Here is a 20,494-nt window from a genome sequence, read left to right as displayed (position 1 = left end):
GAAGCGAATGCGTATATTGATTGTCAATCCCAATACAACGTCCTCGATGACGGGGAAAATAGCAGAGGTTGCGCGCTCCGTCGCCCGACCCGACACGCAGATTATAGCCGTCAATCCGGACCAGGGACCGAGCAGTATCGAAGGTTTCTATGACATCGCTCTTTCGCTTCCCGGGCTGCTGTCCGAAGTCGGACGTCACCGCGATATCGATGCGGTGGTCATCGCCTGTTTCGACGATACGGGTCTCGACGCGGTGCGATGCGCGGTCGATGTGCCGGTTATTGGCATTGGCGAAGCGGCGTATCATGCCGCCAGTTTTCTGGCCTGCAAATTCTCGGTGATTACAACGCTGGTGCGTTCGGTTCCGGGGCTTGAAGCCAACTTGCAGCGCTACGGCCTGGCATCGCGCTGCGCCAGGGTGCGGGCGACGGATATTCCCGTTCTGGAACTGGAGCGAAACGATCCCGATACCGTGGGCCGGATCAGTCTTGAAATCCAGAAGGCGATTGAAGAAGATCATGCCGAGGCGATCGTGCTTGGCTGCGCCGGCATGGCGGATCTCATGCAAAGGCTGTCGCACGAACACGGGCTTCCCGTGGTTGATGGTGTGACCTGCGCGATCACATTTGCCGAAGCGCTTATCGCCTCGCGGCTGAAAACCTCGAAGATCGGCGCCTATGCGATGCACAAACAGGCAGCTGAGCGCGAAAACCTTCCAATCTAGTCAATGAGTGTCGGGCAAATCCGGTTTTAAGATCGCGTTTGGCAATCACGGACGGAATTCGGACAGCACTGACTTCAGGCTCGCCTCCATCGCATCATTGCCGTAGCGCCGGCGGACGATTTCCCGGCCGTTTTGAACCAAATCGGCGACGCATTGCCTGCTTTCGTTCAGAAGAGCAACAGCCCTGACATAGTCGTCCGGCGCCTCGGCTCTCAGCCAGTGTTTGCCTTCATCCAGATCCAGCCCTTCAACGGCCTTAGCGGTCGCAATTACCGGTTTTCCAACTGCGAGTGCCTCGAGTACCTTCAATCTGGAACCGCCGCCGGAGCGAAGCGGAATTATGACGGCATCGCAGGCGCTGTAGATATCGGCCATGAACTGCGGATCGGCCACCAGTTCCACATTCCTGCCAGAAGCCGTCCATCGCCTGATGCGGGATTTTGGACTTCGACCCGCAATGCGCAAATGCATTTCGGGAAATTCGGACAGAATGCGCGGCCAAATACCGCTCAACAGATCACCCACGGCGTCGACATTTGGCCGGTATCGCAGATGCCCGGCAAACAGCAGACGATTTACCGGTCGTCCGTTTTCCGGCGCGCCCTGCCCGCCATCGGCAAGATGGTCCAGCGCCCATTCGGGTGCAATGTTTTCGACCACGCGGATTTTCGCCTTCGCTAAGTCGGGCCCTACCAGATTTGAAAGCCGGCGATAATCAGACCGAGTCGGAACGAGCACCCTGTTGAACAGCTGCACGGCCCGTGCATCGGCCTCGCGTGCCCTGCTCAGCCCGCCGCCGAACAGGAGTGCGCGTAATTTCCGGATTGAGGCCGAAGCAGTTCCAAGCACCAATTCCTCTTGCAGCGCACTTTCTACATTGTGGCTGTCCAATATTACGTTTGGAAAGAAAGAGTTACCTTTTTTAAGAATTTGTTCACCGAATTTCAGCAACGAAACTCCTTCAAGCAAGATTATGTCGGGTATTTCTTCATTGATATACTTGACGAAATTCTTCATACATGCATCATCTGGCACCAGAAGGGTGGGGGTGCTCTTGCTGTATGACAAACGTTTACCTGAGACACCGAAAGACTGCGGCGAAACCACTGCGACATCGGCAATCTGCGACAGCGCCTTCCTGACAGCATCATTCCTCAGTTCGGCTCCCGAAACCGGTTGCTGAAACGGATCGATAACGAACTGGACGATTTTTAGTGGCCGGATCTGCTGCATGATACCGAGGATAATTCACCAAACCTGGCGCGATGAAAACATCCCCGACAAATATCGGGAGTTGGTGGACAGTTGGAAGTCGCAGCACCCCGGGTGGACCTACCGGCTGTGGACGGACAAGGACCTTGACCGGCTGATCGCCGAGAACTGCCCGGATTTCCTCGATCAGTTTCGCGCCTACGGAAATCCGGTTCAGCGCGCCGATGCCGGCCGATACATGATTTTATACATGCACGGCGGCGTCTATGCGGATCTGGACACACTGTGTCACAAGCCGTTCGATCTGCTTTGCAACGAGGAGCGGATTGTTCTGGCGCACGAGCCGGCTGAACATTTCGACGCGCACTGCAAGGTGCGAAACCTCGACCATGTGCTCTTCAACGGCATCATCGCCAGCCCGAAAGGTCACCCCTTCTGGGTGATGATGCTTGAGGAGATGAAACGCTGCCGCTATGCCCGTAACGTCCTCGACACGACAGGTCCGCTCGTCCTGACCGCCTGCGCGCAACGCTATGATGCCCCCGGTTCCCTGTGCATCAACTCCTGCCATATCTTCAACCCGCTTGCGAAAGACGGAACGCAATCACGGTCGGAGAGGTTCGGGGAATATTGCGACCACCATTTATCAACCCATTACTGGTTCGGCAGCTGGTTCAGTCCCTGGTCCGAAACTCCGTTCAGAAAAATCAAGAAGAACGCAAGGCGGATCCGCCATCGGCTGACCCGCGGACCTTTCATGTCGCAAAGTCAGGCAGTGTCACTGGTGGACCGGGCAGTTCTTGAAACGCCGCTCGACACGTCCAGGCCCATCCCGGATCAGAAAATCTGCTGTCTCATTCCGGTGCGTGACGCTGAACCCCACCTGGACCGCTGCATCAAACTGTTGCGCGAGCTCGACCACCCCCGCGCCAACCTCAAAATCGCGTTCTGCGAGGGCGACAGCCAGGACGGCACCTGGTCCAAGCTGCAAAGCATCGAAGAGAAACTTCGCGGTGAGTTTGCCGGCATCAGATGTCTGAGAAAGAATACCGGAAACAGATTCGACAGAGCGGACCGCTGGAAGCCAAGGCTGCAGAAGCAGCGCAGGAGCGGACTGGCGCAAGTTCGCAATTACCTGATCGACGAAGCACTGGACGACGACGCGGACTGGGCGCTGTGGATCGACGCCGATGTCAACCACTATCCGCCGGACATTCTGACCAGATTGCTGCGCGAGCAAGAGAAGATCGTGGTGCCGAACTGCGTGCTGGAGCCGGGCGGCCTGACCTATGATCTCAACAGTTTTGTCGTGACGGACGACAACCGCGACAGTGCCTATTACAAACATGTCCACGGCGGCCTGTACACACCGCCGGTCGACACCAGCAAGCGTCTTTACTTTCACGATCTGCGCTATTGCGACCGCATCAAAATGAACGGTGTCGGAGGCACGATGCTGCTGGTCCATGCATCGGTGCACAGAGCCAGAATCCGCTTCCCGGAAATCCCCTATCAAAATCTGCTTGAAACGGAGGGATTCGGCTACTGGGCGCACGATTGCGGCATCGTTCCGATCGGTTTGCCGAACACCGAAATCCGGCATGTGCGCTCATGACACATGTTGCGAACATGACCGCCTATGTGTTGACATTCGAAGGCGCAGGCCAGCGGCGGCGCTCTTCGGCGGGTGCACAGATGAGGGTGATCGCACCGGAAATCGATTGGCAATTTGTCTCCGGATTCAATCCTGACGACACGAGGCTGGAACAACACTACGACACCGAACTGAACAGGAAATACTCGAAACGGCCGCTCAGCCAAGGCGAGATCGCCGTCTATGCCGGCCACAGAAAAATGATGCAAATGTTCCTTGAAAGCGGCAATCCGTTCGGTCTGTTTTTCGAGGATGATTTCGGCAATCTGGGATCTGCCTGGCATTGGCGGCACCTCATCGCCAACATCGGGGCGGTGATGGCCGATGGCGATATGTTAAAACTGTTCGATTTCGGACCGCCCAGGAACGGATTTGTCACCAAGCGGAACCACGGCCCCATCGAATTGATCAAACCGCGCAGCGTCGGAGCCGGAGCCGTCGCATATATCCTCAGCCGACAGGGCGCGGCAAAAATTCTGTCACGGGAACGGATCTACAGGCAGATCGACGAGGATATCAAATATTTCTGGGAACTGGGGCTGGATATATGGACGGCTCGGCCGTCGCTCGTAGGGGAAATAAGCGCCAGCCTTGGAGGCAGCTTCCTGGAGGACGGGCGCCGCAAGATAAAGTACAACAACCGGGGTATCGGAACGTCCGTCAAAGGCAATTACCTTGCCCTGAGAAAATTCGCCTTCGGTCGCTATCATCAGCTCAGACAACGGGCTGAAAGGGGCTACTGACCTGATCGTGCGGTTATTTGCGCGGCATTACTTACGGTATATACCGCACGTATCTGACAGTATTGATCGCGCCTATTTGATTTTACTTAAATAAAATTCAGTTTATTCTTATATTGACTGCTCGATATCTGCCTGACTGCCCTATACACACCGCCGGAATTGCGATGTTCTTGAGATCCACAATCTGCCTGCTGGCGCTGTCATTGGTGTCCAGCCTTGCCATGGTCACAACCGCAAACGGCGATCCGTCTGCCTTCAGCTATGACGAGCCCAAGGATCTTTCAAAACACCGGCGCTTGCATTTATGGGGCACCTACTACCACACCAAGATTGCGCAAAACAGCAAGGATGGTTTTGCACTGTTGAACCAGCACAACAAGCCGATCGGGCCTGCACTCAGCCGGGAAGACTGGTGCAAAGCCGCGCTTGAGGGAGCTGCGGTCATCGCCATGCCGGACGGCAGCAAGGTCATCGTCAATGTGCGTGACGCGGGAGGACCGTCGCAGGTTAACTGCGATGAGTTTTTTCCCCACCTTCACGCCCGGGCCCGCTTTGGAATGCGCCATACCCGATTTTTCAAGATCACCTCGCCCAAGGTCAAATACGGCTATGGCATAGACGACATGCCGCTCGCGGCGTTTCGGTCGATCGCAGTCGACCGCCGCCAATTTCCCATCCGCTACCGGACGCTGATCTTCATTCCCGACCTTCGGGGCCGTGATCTGGTGTATGCGGACGGAACCGCCTTTACCCATGACGGATATGTCTTTGCCGCCGATACGGGCAGTGGCGTTAAGGGTCATCACATCGATTTTTATACCGGTTTCGTCAGCAAGAACCCGTTCCCCGACCTTGCCGGAGGGGCATCGCACACCTTCGAAGCCTACGTCATAGAGGACAAGCAGATCCGTCAGCAGATGCTTGAACTGCACACGGATTAGCATTCAATTCTCAACTGGTAAAAAAAATTGTCCAATTAGACTATAGTGGCTTGCCTCTGCCTTCATCATCATTATGATGCGCCCAATTCCGGACGCTCATTCGATGCCCGATACACGGATCGCGGTGTCTTGCACCGGCATGGACCCATCAGTTGTGGAGGTGCGCAATGGCGCCAATTCTTGAAGTGGAAGACCTGAAAAAGCGGGCCAGACGGCGGGTTCCAAAGATGTTTTTCGACTATGCCGATTCAGGCTCGTGGACCGAGAGCACCTACCGCGCCAATGAGCACGATTTCCACGACATTACGTTACGGCAACGCGTTGCCGTAGACATGACCAACCGTTCGGTAGCCACCACGATGATCGGTCAGGACGTGTCGATGCCGGTAGCGCTGGCACCGGTCGGTTTTTGCGGCATGCAATGGGCCGATGGTGAAATTCTCGCGGCGCAGGCAGCCGAAGAGTTCGGCGTTCCTTTCACGCTTTCGACCATGAGCATCTGCTCGATCGAGGATGTTGCGGAAAACACCACCAAACCATTCTGGTTTCAGCTCTACGTGATGCGTGACAGGGACTTTGTCTGCAATCTGATCGACCGGGCCAAGGCCGCCGGTTGTTCGGCTCTGGTCATAACACTCGACCTGCAGATCCTCGGACAGCGTCATAAGGATTTGCGCAATGGCCTTTCCGCACCGCCGAAATTCACACCCAAGCATGTGTGGCAGATCGGAACGTCTCCCTCGTGGTGCATGGCCATGGCAATGACCAAGCGGCGCACCTTCCGCAATATTGTCGGCCACGCCAAGGGAGTCGGCGACCTGTCGTCGCTCAGTTCCTGGACGGCGGAACAGTTCGATCCGACCCTCTCCTGGGACGACGTCGAATGGATCAAGGAGCGCTGGGGCGGACCGGTCATATTGAAGGGCATTCTCGACGCTGAGGATGCCAGGAAATCGCTCAACTGCGGCGCCGATGCCATTGTCGTTTCCAATCATGGCGGCAGGCAGCTCGACGGCGCGCCTTCCGCCATCCGCGCGCTTCCCGATATCGTCGACGCCGTGGGTGACAAGATCGAAGTGCATATCGACGGCGGCATCCGCTCCGGACAGGACATTTTGAAAGCCGTGTGCCTGGGAGCCAAGGGCACCTATGTCGGCCGCCCTTTCGTCTACGGCCTCGGCGCCGGCGGCAAGAGCGGCGTTTCCAGACTGTTCGAGATACTGCACACCGAACTCGACACGACGATGGCACTTTGCGGCGAGCGTAAGATCACAGACCTTGACCGCTCGAACCTGCACACGGTTTTTGGCCATCGGGTGACCTGACCACCTGTCTACGAAGGCCCGATCATGTGCTCGGGCCTCACGGTCGTGTCGAACTCCTCACCGGTAACATAACCGAGCCGCAGCGCTTCTTCGCGCAAGGTGGTGCCGTTCTTGTGGGCCGCCTTGGCAATCTTTGTTGCATTGTCGTATCCGATCTTCGGCGCCAGTGCCGTGACGAGCATCAAGGAGCGCTCCATCAGTGCGGTGATGTGCTCTTCATTTGCCTTGATGCCAACGACGCAGCGGTCGGCGAAGCTGCGCGACGCGTCGGCGAGCAGATGAACGGACTGCAGCAGGTTATAGGCCAGCAGCGGTTTGAAGACGTTGAGTTCAAACTGACCCTGACTGCCGGCAATGGTGACGCCCGTATGATTGCCCATCACCTGAACGCAGACCATGGTCATCGCCTCGCACTGGGTGGGATTGACCTTACCGGGCATGATCGAAGAACCCGGCTCGTTTTCGGGAAGGGAAAGTTCTCCAAGACCAGAGCGCGGCCCGGATCCCAGAAAGCGTATATCGTTGGATATCTTGAACAGCGAGGCTGCGACGGTGTTGAGCGCACCGTGCGCAAACACATAGGCATCATGCGTGGCTAGCGCTTCGAACTTGTTGGGCGCGGTGATGAAAGGGAGACCCGTGAGCTCTGCGACTTCCGCGGCAAATTTTTCGGCAAAGCCCTTGACCGAGTTGAGGCCGGTTCCGACGGCGGTCCCGCCCTGCGCCAGCGCGTAGAGCCCGTCCAGCACCCGGTTGAGCCGGTCGATGCCGCTGGCGACCTGCGCCGCGTAACCCGAAAACTCCTGTCCAAGCGTTAGCGGGGTCGCGTCCTGTGTGTGGGTCCGGCCGATTTTGACGATATGGGCAAATGCCTTGGATTTTGTCTCAATTGCCTGGTGAAGGTGTTCGAGCGCAGGAATAAGCGTGCCGGTGATCTCACGGGCAGCGGCAATGTGCATTGCCGTCGGAAAGGTATCATTGGACGACTGGCCCATATTGACGTGATCATTTGGATGGACGGGGTCCTTGCTGCCGATCTTGCCGCCCATCAGTTCAATGGCCCTGTTGGAGATGACCTCGTTGGCGTTCATGTTTGATTGGGTGCCCGATCCGGTTTGCCAGACGACGAGAGGGAAATGATCGTTGAACCGGCCCTCGGTCACTTCGCGGGCGGCCTTCACAATTGCGTCGGCACGCGGCTTGTCGAGCTTGCCCATGGAAAGATTTACCCTTGCCGCCGCCTGCTTGATGATGCCGAGTGCGGAAATCATCGGCAGCGGCAGGGTTTCCCCGCCGATCGGGAAATTGATCAGCGAACGCGCCGTCTGTGCGCCATAATATTTTTCAGACGGCACCTCCAATTCGCCGAATGAGTCGGATTCAACGCGTTTCGAGTTTTTGTGAGCAGCCATGGCTTCCGCTTTCGTCCTGTGTTTTTGCGCGAATTTTCATGATAATTGCAGTCAATTTATTAGCGGACTGCAATCAAAACAATTGCAAGCGATGGTAGTCGTACATGGCCGGCGACTGCAACATCTTGCACTGATCGGCTGGAATTCAATCCTATAGGGCGCAGTACTGCCAATTCGCCCGCACAAGTCCGCACCTTCCACTCCGGCCTGATGATCAATTCTTTCATATCGACATCAGTTTATTCACAAAATAATATCGATTTTTTCAATTCTTTTGTCTATTATCCATTTTGGGAGGTAAGGACATGAAATTATCGATGTTAAGTTTATGCACCCTTGCGGGTATTGGGCTGGCGCTTTCAGTTTCGGCTGCAGCAGCCGAGCCGTGCATGAAAGTCACGCTGACAGGCACACAGGGCGGCCCGCCATTGTTCAATGGCCAGGCCGGTGCCGGAACACTTGTTCAGTTTGGCGACGAGACAAATGGTTGCGGCGCAGTCAAACTGCAGTTCGACACGGGCCGCGGAACCAATATGCGCCTTTCGCAGATGAAGGTTCCGGTCGGCAAACTCGACGCCATCTTCTTTACGCATATGCACTCCGACCATACGGAGGGATTGCACGACATCCTGCAACTGCGCTGGCACTTCAATTCGGGCGGCCCGAAAGTCGATGTGGTCTGCAGCGAAGATGCGAAATCGCCGCTCGGACATACGTTGAGCTGCAGCAGATACGTTGCCCATATCGGCGATTCTCTCATTGAATCGGGCGAGATTGCACAGCGGCTTGCCGAAAACAAGAAACGTCTTCCCGGCGGCCCGGCCGATCTCGTCAATGTGCAGACATTTGCACCCGGCGGCGAGCCGGTCGAGGTCTGGCAGAAGGACGACGTGAAGGTCACCGCCATCGGTTCCAGGCACATTCCGGGACACGCGTCCTACCGGGTCGATACACCTGCCGGAAGCGTGGTGGTCGGCGGCGATGCCGGCAACGATGCGCCGAAACCGCCGCGTCCGTCATCGACGTCGGAACAGGTGGAAAAACTGTCTCAGGGTGCTGATGTGCTGGTTCATTCAACCATCCACCCGGTCATGGGGCCTGACAAGGACAGCGGCTTTCCGCCACCGATCTATTTCAGGCAGAGCAACGCCGCCGATCTCGGGGCGCTGTCGAAACGCGCCGGCGTGAAAAACCTCATGCTGACGCATCTCATTCCGCCCATGGGCGCGGCCAAACAGGGCCCCTACCCGATCCCGGGCGGCGCGCTTGACGAAGCCGCCTACAAGGAAGCCGTCGCTTCCAGCGGTTTCGAGGGAAATACGATTGTCGGCACCGACCTGGCGACAATCACCCTGCCGGAGAAAAACTAAACGAAAACAACAAGGTCCGCTGGATCGGATGATCGGGAAGATCATTCATCCGGCGGACCATCTGATCGCAAATGGCAGATTGAAACAAAGAGCGGCGTTACTTCGATAGCGCGTTCAGCCGCATCTTCAAGAACTCACCCGTATCGGTATAGTGCTCGACAAGCAGCCTGACGGCATTGTCGGCATCACGTGCAATAGCCGCATCGCAAATGGCCAGATGTTCGGCGGCCACATTGCGTGAAGGATAGGCGACCGCGCCGGCAAGGTTACGATAGCGGATATTGAGGTCGTAGAGCTGCTCGCAAAAGCCGACAAGGAAGCCGGAACCGCAGGCCGAAAGCAGCGACATATGAAACAGCTTATGCGCCTGTTCCCATTGAGGGCTGGCCATATCCGACGATCCGCTGGTGCGCGAAGTTTTCGTTAGCCGGTGATGGGCGAGCAGGACCCCCTCCTCCCATGCAGCCGAACCGGATGCAATCGACTCCCGGAGTGCGCGGTCTTCGAGCCAGCAGCGGGTTCTCAAAAGCTCCTCGAAGGCACTGACGGATATTTCCGAAACGCGAAATCCGCGCTGGTCGAGCCTCTGCACCAGACCTTCGGAGGTCAGCATGCTCAGCGCCTCGCGCACCGGGCTGGCGCCAACCGCGTAATGCTCGCGCAGCGTTTCGATTTTCAGTTTTTGTCCCGGCTGCAGCGCGCCGTTCAAAATATCGTTGCGAAGACGGTCAAACAATTGTGCTGTGATCGACGCCCCACCCGATGCGACAGCAATCGTTTCCAGTCCTATTTCAGCAGACATTGCATTCACCTCATTATGTGTGCCGCATTGCCAAACCGCGTATCAGGCAAACCCATCTGCAAACTGCGCGGTTCGTTCTCTAGCTCTCCATCCTGGTGCGCAACTGCGCTTTGACGAATTCTCCCGGTTTCAATTCCCCCTGTCCGGATATCCCGACAGGATCCCGGATAACACTGCCGTCTGCGATGGCTGATCCGGCCAAATGCCGCTTATCAGCACAATCTATAGCATCGCTATGCGAATCGGTCCCCAATTCCGGGCATTGTGATCATCTGTTATCTCCAGGTCCAGCGTCAGGCCGGAAATCGGCTTTTCGGGAGCTTTGGCACAACCTCCATCAACTCATCTCACCGGTTAACCGGGCAAAGGTGCACCTATTCTGCCGCCTCCGCCGCCAGCACAAAATCAAAGTCGACACTGTAGTAGGGCCATGTGAGCCGGTCCCTTGCTTCAAAACCGTCCGGCACCTGGCCAGGATCGGTCTGTTCCACATATTCCATGATCAGATCCGCTCGCACGCCGAATACAGGGTCCTCGTCGAGATACGGATCATCGCTCGGGAACACTTCGGTCACCAACGTGCTGTAGCCCGGAGCTTTGATGATAAAATGCAGGTGGGACGGCCGCCACGGGTGGCGCCCGGTCGCATGCAGAAGCTCACCCACCGGTCCGTCATCGGGAACCGTATAGGGCGCCGGCCTGATCGTCGTCAGCCCGTATTCGCCGTTCTCACCGGAAGTCATGCGCGCCCGCAGGTTATACTCCGACTGTTGCGGATCCTGGTTTGAATAAAGACCGTTGTCGGCTGTTTGCCACAGCTCGATGACCGCGCCGCTGATCGGCACACCCTGCGGGCCGCGAACAACGCCTTTGACAACAACCGTGGCGCCGTCATTGTCGCGTTTGAGATCTCCGCCATAGGCAAGATCCGGTGCGCCCAGAATATGGAATGGTCCAAGAACGCTGGACGAGGTCGCTTCCGGGTTGGAATTGACCATATCGACAAGGGATGAAAAACCCAGCACGTCCGAAAAGAGAACGAACTCGTTGCGCTCCTCATCGGTCATTTCGCCGGCTTTCGTCAATAGCTCGATGCCCTTGCGCCATTCCGCGTGGGTCAGGCCGGTTTCCTTGACGAAGGCGTGCAGATGGGTAACCAGATTTTCCAGCACGAAACGCAACCTCGGCGAGGTTTCCGGGCCGCAATAGTTCAGGAATGCCTGTGTCAGTGTCTCTGCGGTGACTTCGCGCATGGCTGTCTCCAATCAGTTCAATAGGTATGTGGAAATTGTCGGAAAGCGAATGATCACAATGAGAATGAGCAGCATGATCGCGGCAAATGGCAGGGCGCCCAAAAACACGTCCTTCAGGGTTATGCGGTCATCATTGAGCGTCGCCTTGATGACAAAACACGATATGCCCAGCGGCGGCGTCAACAGACCGATTTCCGCGCCGATCACGGTGACGATGCCGAACCAGATCAGGCTCATGCCCATCGGCTCGATCACATCGATGAACAGCGGCACGACGATCAGTATGATCGATGCCGTATCGAGCAGCGTACCCAGAAAAAGCATCAGGATCACATAGGCGACCATGATCCAGAAGAAGTTGAGGTTCTGCTCCGCCAGAAAGCTCTGCAGTTCGTTCGGAAGATCAACAAAACCGAGCATGCGGCTGTAAAACGAGGCGGTGGTGATCAGGAACAGAATGCTGGCGGTGATATGCCCGGTTTCAAGCAGTGCTTCCCAGAAGGAACCGGTCGTCATGCGCCGGCGCAACAGCGCAATGACGAGGGCTGCGAGCGAGCCTGCCGCTCCGGCTTCGACCGGTGTCAGCCAACCCGTGTAGATGCCGCCGAGCACGATGACGATCAGCGCAACGATCGGGGCGGTCTTGGCAAAGATCTGCCCCCAGCCCAGCAGTTCGTCTTCCGCAATATCCTCGATGCGGCCGCCAATGGCGCGCGGCGAGATCCTGCCCATAATCGCAATGCCGACAATATAGGCCAGCGCCAGCAGCACTCCCGGAATGATGCCGGCAATGAACATGTCGCCGACCGAAACCTCCGCGACAAAGGAATAGATGATCAGCATGGCGCTCGGCGGGATGATCATGCCGAGCACGGACGAGCCGGCGACAACGCCGACGGCAAAACGCTTGTTGTAATCGAGGCGCAGCATTTCCGGTACGGAAACCCGGGTAAAAACGGAAGCCGATGCAATGGACGATCCCGTAACGGCCGCAAAGACGGCGTTGGCGCCGACCGTTGCCATGCCAATGCCGCCGCGAATACGGCGGAATGCCTGGTTCATCACCTCATAGACATCCTTGCCGAGCCCCGCTTTCGAGACCAGCAATCCCATGAAGGTAAAAAGTGGAATTGTTGCGAACTCGTATTCGGTGACGCTGTCGCCGATTGTCTGGCGCAGGAAATTGATGGCAAGGATCGGCCGGTCACTGACCACCCAAAGGGTGATAAATGAAACGCTGGCAAGCGCAACGGGAATGTAAACGCCGAGATAGATCAGCACGACGATGGCAACAACGGATATGGCGCCGATTTCAACGGGACTCATCAGCTTGTCTCCCCAGCGCTGTCGCGCAGTTCTTCTGCGTCTTTTCCATTCGGGGCGGCTCCGTTGTTGTCAAAATGGCCGAATATGACCTTGAAGAAAAACAGCAGGCTGCAGACACCGGCGCTCGCGGTAATGGCGGCATTTGCCGGCCACCACGGCACCGTGAAGACGCCGAGCGTGCCGAAATAGTGGCACCGCGCCGTCGCATCCATAAAGTCCACCCAGAGATTTCCGGTCGGCTTGGGACCGAATTCAGGCGGGGTGAAGTAGTGGCAGGTCTCGAAGGCCTCCACCAGCGCCGGATAGGTGGCATAGGCAATGGCCGCCATCAGCACACATGCGAGTGAATCAATCACGCGATAAAGCGCGTCCGCAAAGCGCGGCTGACTGTCGCGGATAAGCACCAGAAATCCGTCCGACCGCGTCAGCCGATTGACCCGGACAACATCCGGCAATTGCAGGAAGACGATCAGGATCATCGAAAAAATGACGATCTCGACCACGCCCAGGAAGGGTGCATGGAACACACCGCGGGCAACGACATCGATATTCATGACGACAACCAGCACCAACACCATCAGGGTTCCGACCGCGTTGGCGCCGATCGCCACAGACTTGACTATTCTGGTGGTTCTACGGGCGACCCGCCACATCATATTCTCGTTTTGCATGACAGGTCGCCCGCGATCCTAGTGTGTTGCCGCCCAGTCGCGTACAGGCACGGAGCCTGCATCTTTCAGCTTCTGGACATAGGAGCCTAGCATAGCGGTTCCGGGTGCACCCTTGACGTCAAGCGAACCCGCCCATTCTTCTGCAATATTGGGCATGGCGTCGGCCCAGGCCGCGCGCTGGTCTTCGGTAAGAACAACCACGGTTCCGCCGGCTTCCTTGAAGGCGTCAAGCGACGAGGCCGCACGATCCATGGCGACGCTTGCGACACGGTCACGGTATTCAATGGCGACCGATTCCAGCACGCTCTTGACCTCGTCCGGCAGCTTGTCCCAGACGTCCTTGTTGACGGTCACGGTTTTCGAGTTCACCGCGCCAAGGTCGACCTTGAGCATATGCGGAGCCACTTCGTAGATTTTGAAGGTCATGGCGGCTTCCGGCCACAACATGGCCGCTTCAACCACGCCGGTCTGCAGCATGTTGTAGAAATTCGGCAGACCGCCGCGCACGCCGGCCACGTCCTTCAGCCCTTCCAGGTAACGCAGGTTGTAGCCCGCGCCCGCCAGTTTCAGTCCGGTCAGGTCATCGAGCGAATTGACCGGTTCCTTGGAGAAAATCTGGTAGCTGTCGAGCACGACGCCGGTCGCCAGATAGACCTGATTTTCGGCGGCAAATTCGGCCTGCATCTGCGGATATTCCTTGGCGATTTCATCGACCGCCTTGGCGACCACGCGGGCGTCCGTCGAGATCATCGGCGTCGCAGCCGAGATCGCCTGGCTGGGCAGCGCCGAATTGTGGAAGATCGTGGTCACGATACCGATATCGCCGAGACCCAGCTTGATACCCTCAAGGACACCGCGGGGCTTGACGATCTGGCCGCCATAGGCCTGCTGCCAGTCGATCTTGTAGTTTCCGGTGCGGGCAAGCTCCTCGTCGACGCGAGGAATAAAGAAGCCGGAAAACTCCTTCACCCACATTGACCGCTCCGGATATCCGTCAATTGCGATCAGTTTGATCGTCTCGGTTGCTCCGGCCGGGACCACAGCCGTCGAAACGGTTGCTCCAATCGCGGCAACGGCAGCCAAGAATGACCTGCGTAGCAATCTGTTCATTTCCTTCCTCCTTTGCGACGGTCAACCTCCCGCTGACCGGGTTCTGGCAGCGGGGCTACCGCGCCGCCTGCCAAACTTCGACGATCTCCGTTCCCGCGGCGGTAAACAGCTTGGACAGCGGGCAGAATTTTTTCACTTCCGCGGCCACGCGCTGCAGCGCCTCATCGGTTGCCGTGCCGTGGCTGATTACCGACAGCTCGATCTTGCGGAACGGAACATCGATCTCCTCTTCCAGCGTGACACCACGCCGGTCGAATGTGCAATTTGCCGATATATCCAGGTGGCCGATGTCGACACCAAGCTTGTCGGCGCATTTATGACCGATGACATTGGTGCAGCCGATCAAGGCCGCCAGAGCCGTATCGGTCGGCGTCGGGCCGGCATTGCCGCCCCCACGCTCTACCGGCTCGTCGATGACAAAGGCCAGGTCGCGAATGGCAATATCCGAGCGCGAATGGCTCGGACACGCTGCCCGGGCCTTCAACGTCACTTCGGATTTCATTCTTATGGCCATAACTCAATCCTCAGGCGAAGCTGCAGACATCCTCGAATTCGAAACGCGGCAGCTTGTGGAACAATGCACTCTCATCGGCATATCCGAGATTGCACAGGAAATTGGAGCGCAGCGTGGTGCCGGCAAAGAACTCCCGGTCGACAATTTCATTGGAAAATCCGGACATTGCGCCGACATCGAGACCGAGCGCGCGGGCTGCAATCATCAGATAAGCGCCCTGCAGCGTGGCGTTGCGAAAAGCCGTGTCGGCAGCGTGTTCCGGCTTGCCCTCGAAATGCGGACGACGGTCCTCGTGCGGGAACAGGAACGGCAGTTCGCGCCAGAACTCCAGGTCATGGGCGATGATGACGGTAACCGGCGCCGATGCCATCTTGGCGACATTGGCCGGTTTCAGCGATTTCGCCAGCTTTTCCCGCCCCTCGGGACTGCGCACGAATACAAAGCGCGCGGGCGAGCTGTTCATGCTGGTCGCGCCCATCTTGACGATGTCATAGATCTCGCGGAGCGTTTCTTCGGTTACCGGGCGGTCCGTCCAGGCATAATGGGACCGCGCGCCCGAAAGGATGAGTTTGATTTCATCCTCGCCAAGCCGCTTGATGCGCTGGCGAAGCTCGCGGACATGGCCCTGCGCCTGGCTCCTCAACGCTTCCAGCTGTTCGCCCGTCGGAGCTTTTTGAGCGGGTTTTGTCATGCGGCGGCCTCACCATTGGCCGCGTCCTTCTCGCTTATAATCGGACTGCGGCACGTGCATATATTCTCGATTTCGACTTCGACGACATCGCCCGGGAACATGAAGACCGGAGGCGTGCGCGCGTGACCGACGCCCGGCGGCGTGCCCATGGCAATGAGGTCGCCCGGCTCGAGCGTCGTGAATTCGGAAACCGTGGCAATGGTCTTTGCCACAGGCCACATCATGTCCGACGTGTTCGAATCCTGCATGACATTGCCGTTCAGCCGGGACTGGATGTTGAGCCCGGCGGCGCCGGCGGGCAATTCATCCGCGGTCACCACAATCGGGCCGAGGGCGCCGGTATCGTCGAAATTCTTGCCGGGCGTCCACTGATGCGTTTTTCGCTGGTAATCACGCACGGAGCCATCATTAAAGACCGTGTAGCCGAAGACATGGTCCAGCGCGTCCTCTTCCTTTATATGGCGCCCTCCCTTTCCCATGACGATCATCAGTTCGACCTCATAGTCGAGCCTGTCGGAACAGTCCGGTTTCACCATCGGGGCATCGGCGGCCATCATGGAGCTGGGCATACGAACAAACATAGCCGGGTAGGTCGGAATTTCGTAACCACCCTCCTTGACGTGATCGACATAGTTCAGACCGAGACAGAGGATCTTGCCGAACCGGTTGAACGGCAGCGCCGGGCTGAGCGAGGCAACCGGCACCGGTGCGTGCTTTCCGGCAGCGTCAACGGCAGCTTCAATCTGCGCTTTGTCAGCGGCTATGACCGCGGCAAGATCAGTTCCGCCAAAGCCGTTCTGTCCCGTGACGCGGTAGGCGTTTTCGCCGTCAACAACATAGAGTGCCGTATCCTGCCCGTCGCGGGCGACCATAAAACGCATCTCAATCCTCCTTGCTCAGATTGAAATAATCAATAATTTCTTGCTTTGTCAAATTATATCGATATTTTTTTAACAAGGATCAGAAGTTCGATGAAGGATGACACAATGCCCAAATGGAGTGAATACGTGGATGAAGCGCGCGCGCGCGGATCGCTGGCGGCCGAGTTCTTCATGGTACGCAGCAAACCGGTCGCTCCGCCCGAACGGGTCAAGGAAATCCTGCCCCGCCACCTTGCCTATCAGGTCAGCCTCCAGGATCAGCACAAGCTGGTATTTGCCGGCCCGGTTTCAGACGAGAGCGGCGACAATATGCTGGGGGAAGGCATGATGATCTACCGGGCGGCAACGGAGGAAGAGGCACGGGCACTTGCCGATGCCGATCCGATGCATGCCGAGGGCGGCCGCAACTACACGATGCGCCGCTGGCTCATCAATGAAGGGCACATTCCCGAAGAACTCAAGCCGCTGCTCGAAAACTGAACAATCCGTAAATGGGATATTTCTGCTTGACCCGGACAGCCAGCGCCCCGATGAGCGCCCTGCCCTTGCTGTCCGGATTATTCGGCGTCGTCGGCCGAACCGGCATTGAGCAGACCGTACTGCTTCTCGCCGATGGTCTTCAAAAGATCGAGCTGGGTTTCGAGAAAATCGATGTGACCTTCCTCGTCCGCCGTCAGTTCCTCGAACAGGCCCATCGTGACATAGTCGCCCTCCTCGCGGCAGATCTCGCGGGATTTGATATAGGAGGTGCGGGCGTCGTACTCGCCGGCAAGATCGGCTTCGAGGACTTCCTTGACGTTCTGGCCTATGCGCAACGGGGCGACGGTCTGCAGATTGGGATGTCCTTCCAGGAAGATGATGCGCTCGATCAGCTTGTCGGCGTGGTTCATCTCCTCGATGGACTCTTCCTTTTCCTTCTTGGCAAGCTTGGTAAAGCCCCAATCATCAAGAAGCCGGTAATGCAACCAGTACTGATTGACGGCTCCGAGTTCCAGAAACAGCGCCTCGTTAAGCCGCTCTATTACCTTTGCGTTGCCCTTCATGGAGACCCCCCGCGTATTGGTTGCGCAATTCAATCAGTTTCGCCCGGTAGGAAATCATATCGGCGTCGGGCGTGTCAAAGCGCGCATGATAGGCATCCGTGGTGCGGATGATGATATCCACGACATTCGGGAAACAGCGGCAGCATTTTCCGCGCTTTTCCAGCGCGTGATAGACCTTCGCGGGAACGATCAGCTGCCAGCGGTCCTCATCGAGCATGGAGACAATGGTCTCTTCGATTTCAGCTTCGGTGATGATGTTGCATTGACAGGTGATCATTTTGTCCTACCGCATACGAGCCGCCATCCGACAAGGCAGTGTCTTACGAAACGCGAAAATGATTATTCTGACTCAAAAAGTCAAATAAAAAATCAGAATTAATCAATGAAAACATACCTTTAGAATTATTCTAAACTGATTTCACAGTGATTCCAACGGGATCAGCCAAAAGGCGGGGTTCAGTATCGGCTGATCTTCCGACCACGGGCTGTTTCAAGATTTTACAGTCGGGTTGTGCGCAAGATCAAATGGGACGTAGCGCAGGCGTCGAAACTCGCAAGCGCCGCTGTGTGGCGAATTCCGGCAGGTCGAAAATTTGGCGAATTTGACAACGGATGGTTGCAAGAGTTTCACTATGAAAGGGCCCAATTATTGAGATAGGTAGATCAGATTAGGACGGAAATAATGTTTTCAGCAGAAAGAGAATATACCACTGCGAGGTCATTGCTTGGCTTTGTGGAATTAATTGCCTGGGTTGTTGCGGTTCTTGGATTGATATTGGCACTTGTTGGTTTTGCGTCTGGTGGCGTATTTGGCATGATGTCAAGTGGATTCGGATCGCGCAGCCACGTCCCATTCCTTGCACGCTTGGTTTCAGCGATTCCAGGGATGATTATAGCGTACGGCGGTTTCGCCGGTGTTGCTTGGGCTCAAGTGCAGCGGGCCACTGTTGACACGGCGTCGATGACCCGAATGATCCTTGAGTTGACCAGAAGGTCAGCGGCAACAAATAGACATAACTCAACTACCTCCCCCATTTCCGGACAAGCAAAGCCGCCGACAAAAAAATCTCAAAGTTCTTCAGCGGATTGGGCTAGCGATAAGCGCAAAAACTCAGGCCGTCCAGCTGACGCACTCGTGGAAGAAGAATACAAAGGCGTCGAAATATACAAAACAAACCATGGAAACTACGTCGGCGAACAATGGTTCCCTAACATCGATCGGGCTCGCAAATTCATTGATGGGCAGTCCGACAAGAGCGGCCAGTAATCAACTTGGCCGTATCGACCATTCGACTCTCTTATCCGCCGCAATGTGCTTCAGATTGAAGACCTCCACGGAAGCTCGTGGAATGGTGTGTGTGTATACCCGCTTTAGTACGCCGAACGGGAGACGGAATTTCCAGAATTGCAGAAAAAGCTTGGAATTCATTTCGGGAGGATTTTACAACGATCGAGTTAGACAAATTCCTTGTACCTCGCCTGGTATTTTGCTCCACACTGGTCATGCATTTACGACAAGAGATACAAACTGAAAGAATTGCGGTATGACCAAGCGAAACACAGTTTTTTTGGGCCTCTGCAAACGCGCAGAACACGACATTCGATTAAATCGATGGAATGTACTTGATCTGTCGCCGATTTTGCCAACGCATATATTCCCAATGTCGTTGTATGGTTTTTACCTGGCAATTGCGTTTCCCCTGGATGCTGCTTCGGAGGCATCAACCTTGCGCATCGAGTATGCTGACGGTGAGGAGTTGCTCAAGCTCGATTACAAAGCTTCAATTGAGCTAAACCAATCAGCCAAACAGCAGCAGGAGACTGGTACCGAAGGACTAATATGGCAGCCGTGGTTTGCACGCTTAGACATCTCCACTGCTGTTATCAAACGTCCCGCAACTTTTTTTGTTTTTCAAGAATGCAATGGTGAAAAAAAGCAGATTGGCACCTTTGAAGCCGTCTTTATTGAACCGCCTCACCTGACACCTGAACGTATTTCAGCCATTCAGAGTGATCCTGGAGCCTGCAAATCTGCGCGTATTGTTATCAATTGCACGGTCTGTAGAGACGAGCACAAATCCTATTACGGCTTAGAAAGAATCCCCAAACTCGAAACCGAGGGTTGGATCTGGAGTCCTGAACTTGATGACAGTTGGAAATGCGGATGCGGTGCCACCGAGATGCCTCTAGTCTATCTGAAGATGGGATTCAGCTCGGTACTTGGACGCCGCCAAACCAGTTCGGCCAATCTTTCGGTTGAACCGCTGTACAAGAAGTCGGTGCTTGAGAATATAAGGTACAATTTTGTCGAGCTTTTGGAACAGAGCCCAAGGGAGGAAGAGGTTCAGAAATTCATAAAAGAAAATACAATTCTACTTTACACATACAGCGCAACGAAAATCATACCAAAACCGTCGATTGGTACAAAATTCAAAGCTGATTTCGGGATTTTGGATACAAACAATGATCTTAATCTGGTGGAAATTGAAAGACCGGGACTTCGGTTATTAAAGCAAGATGGTCACAGAACAAGTGGACTTACCCACGCTTTTGACCAAGTCGGGGATTGGCTAAATGAAATTGAAATCCACCGCATTGCTATTCTTGAAGGAATGGGGCTACAAAACGATCACGTTAACAAAATCCGTGGCGTAGTGATTGCCGGTCGAGACTCGGGGCATGATGCTGGACATCTGCGGAAGCTGCGCATGCGGCCAAATGACGGTTTCGCCTTTTATACCTATGATGACCTGATTTCTACACTGGATAACTTGATTCAAAGTATTGACGATATGTGACGCTGGTCCATGGTATTGGCGGTT

At 56.0% G+C, this 20,494-nt stretch carries 21 protein-coding genes; 9 read left to right on the top strand and 12 right to left on the bottom strand.

Annotated elements, in window-relative coordinates:
* Window positions 1-7: 7 nt before the first annotated feature.
* The gene (locus ABVT35_RS03185) at window positions 8-724 is read left to right on the top strand and encodes an aspartate/glutamate racemase family protein (RefSeq protein ID WP_368464829.1); all 717 of its coding nucleotides are present in this window, start codon (window positions 8-10) and stop codon (window positions 722-724) included.
* A gap of 45 nt (window positions 725-769) precedes the next feature.
* Here the strand turns inward: ABVT35_RS03185 and ABVT35_RS03180 are convergent, their stop codons facing one another.
* Window positions 770-1,957: a glycosyltransferase family 4 protein gene (locus ABVT35_RS03180; protein WP_368464828.1), complete on the bottom strand. Its 1,188-nt coding sequence runs from the start codon at window positions 1,955-1,957 to the stop codon at window positions 770-772.
* On the opposite strand from ABVT35_RS03180, the gene ABVT35_RS03175 reads away from it, so the two are divergent.
* The 4 genes from ABVT35_RS03175 to ABVT35_RS03160 all read left to right on the top strand — a co-directional run bounded on the left by ABVT35_RS03175 (window position 1,956) and on the right by ABVT35_RS03160 (window position 6,599).
* Window positions 1,956-3,551, top strand: a complete 1,596-nt coding sequence (locus ABVT35_RS03175) for a glycosyltransferase (protein ID WP_368464827.1) — start codon at window positions 1,956-1,958, stop codon at window positions 3,549-3,551. The genes ABVT35_RS03180 and ABVT35_RS03175 overlap by 2 nt on opposite strands.
* Complete coding sequence (locus ABVT35_RS03170) at window positions 3,548-4,333, top strand: glycosyltransferase family 25 protein (protein ID WP_368464826.1); 786 nt, start codon at window positions 3,548-3,550, stop codon at window positions 4,331-4,333. Before ABVT35_RS03175 ends, ABVT35_RS03170 begins: the two co-directional genes overlap by 4 nt.
* 164 nt (window positions 4,334-4,497) lie before the next feature.
* Window positions 4,498-5,274, top strand: a complete 777-nt coding sequence (locus ABVT35_RS03165) for a 3D domain-containing protein (protein WP_368464825.1) — start codon at window positions 4,498-4,500, stop codon at window positions 5,272-5,274.
* A 167-nt stretch (window positions 5,275-5,441) separates the two neighbouring features.
* Window positions 5,442-6,599 carry an L-lactate dehydrogenase gene (locus ABVT35_RS03160; protein ID WP_368464824.1) on the top strand — a complete coding sequence of 386 codons (1,158 nt, stop codon included), beginning with the start codon at window positions 5,442-5,444 and terminating at the stop codon, window positions 6,597-6,599.
* Between the two features lie 8 nt (window positions 6,600-6,607).
* On the opposite strand, the gene fumC is transcribed toward ABVT35_RS03160, so the two are convergent.
* Entirely contained in the window at window positions 6,608-8,011 is a 1,404-nt protein-coding gene (gene fumC, locus ABVT35_RS03155; RefSeq protein ID WP_368464823.1) for a class II fumarate hydratase, read from the bottom strand.
* Between the two features lie 305 nt (window positions 8,012-8,316).
* On the opposite strand from fumC, the gene ABVT35_RS03150 reads away from it, so the two are divergent.
* The gene (locus ABVT35_RS03150; RefSeq protein WP_368464822.1) at window positions 8,317-9,381 is read left to right on the top strand and encodes an MBL fold metallo-hydrolase; all 1,065 of its coding nucleotides are present in this window, start codon (window positions 8,317-8,319) and stop codon (window positions 9,379-9,381) included.
* A gap of 97 nt (window positions 9,382-9,478) precedes the next feature.
* Here the strand turns inward: ABVT35_RS03150 and ABVT35_RS03145 are convergent, their stop codons facing one another.
* The 8 genes from ABVT35_RS03145 to ABVT35_RS03110 form a co-directional block, all read right to left on the bottom strand.
* Entirely contained in the window at window positions 9,479-10,183 is a 705-nt protein-coding gene (locus ABVT35_RS03145) for a GntR family transcriptional regulator (RefSeq protein ID WP_368464821.1), read from the bottom strand.
* A 374-nt stretch (window positions 10,184-10,557) separates the two neighbouring features.
* Window positions 10,558-11,436 (bottom strand): dioxygenase, encoded by an 879-nt coding sequence (locus tag ABVT35_RS03140; protein ID WP_368464820.1) that lies wholly within the window; start codon window positions 11,434-11,436, stop codon window positions 10,558-10,560.
* 12 nt (window positions 11,437-11,448) lie between these two features.
* Entirely contained in the window at window positions 11,449-12,762 is a 1,314-nt protein-coding gene (locus ABVT35_RS03135; RefSeq protein WP_368464819.1) for a TRAP transporter large permease, read from the bottom strand.
* Window positions 12,762-13,433, bottom strand: a complete 672-nt coding sequence (locus tag ABVT35_RS03130; RefSeq protein WP_368464818.1) for a TRAP transporter small permease — start codon at window positions 13,431-13,433, stop codon at window positions 12,762-12,764. Before ABVT35_RS03130 ends, ABVT35_RS03135 begins: the two co-directional genes overlap by 1 nt.
* An 18-nt stretch (window positions 13,434-13,451) precedes the next feature.
* Window positions 13,452-14,543 carry a C4-dicarboxylate TRAP transporter substrate-binding protein gene (locus tag ABVT35_RS03125; RefSeq protein ID WP_368464817.1) on the bottom strand — a complete coding sequence of 364 codons (1,092 nt, stop codon included), beginning with the start codon at window positions 14,541-14,543 and terminating at the stop codon, window positions 13,452-13,454.
* Window positions 14,544-14,598: 55 nt separating this feature from the next.
* Window positions 14,599-15,057: an OsmC family protein gene (locus ABVT35_RS03120; protein ID WP_368464816.1), complete on the bottom strand. Its 459-nt coding sequence runs from the start codon at window positions 15,055-15,057 to the stop codon at window positions 14,599-14,601.
* A 10-nt stretch (window positions 15,058-15,067) separates the two neighbouring features.
* The gene (locus ABVT35_RS03115; protein WP_368464815.1) at window positions 15,068-15,748 is read right to left on the bottom strand and encodes a malonic semialdehyde reductase; all 681 of its coding nucleotides are present in this window, start codon (window positions 15,746-15,748) and stop codon (window positions 15,068-15,070) included.
* Window positions 15,745-16,629: a fumarylacetoacetate hydrolase family protein gene (locus ABVT35_RS03110; protein ID WP_368464814.1), complete on the bottom strand. Its 885-nt coding sequence runs from the start codon at window positions 16,627-16,629 to the stop codon at window positions 15,745-15,747. Before ABVT35_RS03110 ends, ABVT35_RS03115 begins: the two co-directional genes overlap by 4 nt.
* Window positions 16,630-16,719: 90 nt before the next feature.
* Between ABVT35_RS03110 and ABVT35_RS03105 the strand changes: the two genes are divergently transcribed.
* Window positions 16,720-17,109 carry a YciI family protein gene (locus tag ABVT35_RS03105; protein WP_368464813.1) on the top strand — a complete coding sequence of 130 codons (390 nt, stop codon included), beginning with the start codon at window positions 16,720-16,722 and terminating at the stop codon, window positions 17,107-17,109.
* Window positions 17,110-17,186: 77 nt separating this feature from the next.
* Here ABVT35_RS03105 and bfr read toward each other — a convergent pair whose 3' ends face one another.
* Together bfr and ABVT35_RS03095 are read right to left on the bottom strand one after the other, a co-directional pair.
* Complete coding sequence (gene bfr, locus ABVT35_RS03100; protein WP_368464812.1) at window positions 17,187-17,672, bottom strand: bacterioferritin; 486 nt, start codon at window positions 17,670-17,672, stop codon at window positions 17,187-17,189.
* Window positions 17,638-17,949, bottom strand: coding sequence for a (2Fe-2S)-binding protein (locus ABVT35_RS03095; protein WP_368464811.1), 312 nt, complete (start codon window positions 17,947-17,949; stop codon window positions 17,638-17,640). Before ABVT35_RS03095 ends, bfr begins: the two co-directional genes overlap by 35 nt.
* 405 nt (window positions 17,950-18,354) lie before the next feature.
* Between ABVT35_RS03095 and ABVT35_RS03090 the strand changes: the two genes are divergently transcribed.
* Window positions 18,355-18,939, top strand: coding sequence for a hypothetical protein (locus ABVT35_RS03090; RefSeq protein ID WP_368464810.1), 585 nt, complete (start codon window positions 18,355-18,357; stop codon window positions 18,937-18,939).
* Window positions 18,940-19,216: 277 nt separating this feature from the next.
* Window positions 19,217-20,470: a Shedu anti-phage system protein SduA domain-containing protein gene (locus ABVT35_RS03085; protein ID WP_368464809.1), complete on the top strand. Its 1,254-nt coding sequence runs from the start codon at window positions 19,217-19,219 to the stop codon at window positions 20,468-20,470.
* Window positions 20,471-20,494 lie beyond the last annotated feature (24 nt).

The organism is Hoeflea sp. TYP-13 (assembly GCF_040932035.1).
Classification (GTDB): Bacteria; Pseudomonadota; Alphaproteobacteria; order Rhizobiales; family Rhizobiaceae; genus Hoeflea_A.
Note: the sequence above shows the minus strand (reverse complement) of the source record. Positions and strands in the feature narration are given on the sequence as shown.

Excerpts from the sequence above, each read along its gene's own strand:
- ABVT35_RS03185 (WP_368464829.1), top strand. The coding sequence starts at position 8 with ATGCGTATATTGATTGTCAATCCCAATACAACGTCCTCGATGACGGGG.
- ABVT35_RS03175 (WP_368464827.1), top strand. The coding sequence starts at position 1,956 with ATGATACCGAGGATAATTCACCAAACCTGGCGCGATGAAAACATCCCC.
- ABVT35_RS03180 (WP_368464828.1), bottom strand. The coding sequence starts at position 1,957 with ATGCAGCAGATCCGGCCACTAAAAATCGTCCAGTTCGTTATCGATCCG.
- ABVT35_RS03170 (WP_368464826.1), top strand. The coding sequence starts at position 3,548 with ATGACACATGTTGCGAACATGACCGCCTATGTGTTGACATTCGAAGGC.
- ABVT35_RS03165 (WP_368464825.1), top strand. The coding sequence starts at position 4,498 with ATGTTCTTGAGATCCACAATCTGCCTGCTGGCGCTGTCATTGGTGTCC.
- ABVT35_RS03160 (WP_368464824.1), top strand. The coding sequence starts at position 5,442 with ATGGCGCCAATTCTTGAAGTGGAAGACCTGAAAAAGCGGGCCAGACGG.
- fumC (WP_368464823.1), bottom strand. The coding sequence starts at position 8,011 with ATGGCTGCTCACAAAAACTCGAAACGCGTTGAATCCGACTCATTCGGC.
- ABVT35_RS03150 (WP_368464822.1), top strand. The coding sequence starts at position 8,317 with ATGAAATTATCGATGTTAAGTTTATGCACCCTTGCGGGTATTGGGCTG.
- ABVT35_RS03145 (WP_368464821.1), bottom strand. The coding sequence starts at position 10,183 with ATGTCTGCTGAAATAGGACTGGAAACGATTGCTGTCGCATCGGGTGGG.
- ABVT35_RS03140 (WP_368464820.1), bottom strand. The coding sequence starts at position 11,436 with ATGCGCGAAGTCACCGCAGAGACACTGACACAGGCATTCCTGAACTAT.
- ABVT35_RS03135 (WP_368464819.1), bottom strand. The coding sequence starts at position 12,762 with ATGAGTCCCGTTGAAATCGGCGCCATATCCGTTGTTGCCATCGTCGTG.
- ABVT35_RS03130 (WP_368464818.1), bottom strand. The coding sequence starts at position 13,433 with ATGCAAAACGAGAATATGATGTGGCGGGTCGCCCGTAGAACCACCAGA.
- ABVT35_RS03125 (WP_368464817.1), bottom strand. The coding sequence starts at position 14,543 with ATGAACAGATTGCTACGCAGGTCATTCTTGGCTGCCGTTGCCGCGATT.
- ABVT35_RS03120 (WP_368464816.1), bottom strand. The coding sequence starts at position 15,057 with ATGGCCATAAGAATGAAATCCGAAGTGACGTTGAAGGCCCGGGCAGCG.
- ABVT35_RS03115 (WP_368464815.1), bottom strand. The coding sequence starts at position 15,748 with ATGACAAAACCCGCTCAAAAAGCTCCGACGGGCGAACAGCTGGAAGCG.
- ABVT35_RS03110 (WP_368464814.1), bottom strand. The coding sequence starts at position 16,629 with ATGCGTTTTATGGTCGCCCGCGACGGGCAGGATACGGCACTCTATGTT.
- ABVT35_RS03105 (WP_368464813.1), top strand. The coding sequence starts at position 16,720 with ATGAAGGATGACACAATGCCCAAATGGAGTGAATACGTGGATGAAGCG.
- bfr (WP_368464812.1), bottom strand. The coding sequence starts at position 17,672 with ATGAAGGGCAACGCAAAGGTAATAGAGCGGCTTAACGAGGCGCTGTTT.
- ABVT35_RS03095 (WP_368464811.1), bottom strand. The coding sequence starts at position 17,949 with ATGATCACCTGTCAATGCAACATCATCACCGAAGCTGAAATCGAAGAG.
- ABVT35_RS03090 (WP_368464810.1), top strand. The coding sequence starts at position 18,355 with ATGTTTTCAGCAGAAAGAGAATATACCACTGCGAGGTCATTGCTTGGC.
- ABVT35_RS03085 (WP_368464809.1), top strand. The coding sequence starts at position 19,217 with ATGACCAAGCGAAACACAGTTTTTTTGGGCCTCTGCAAACGCGCAGAA.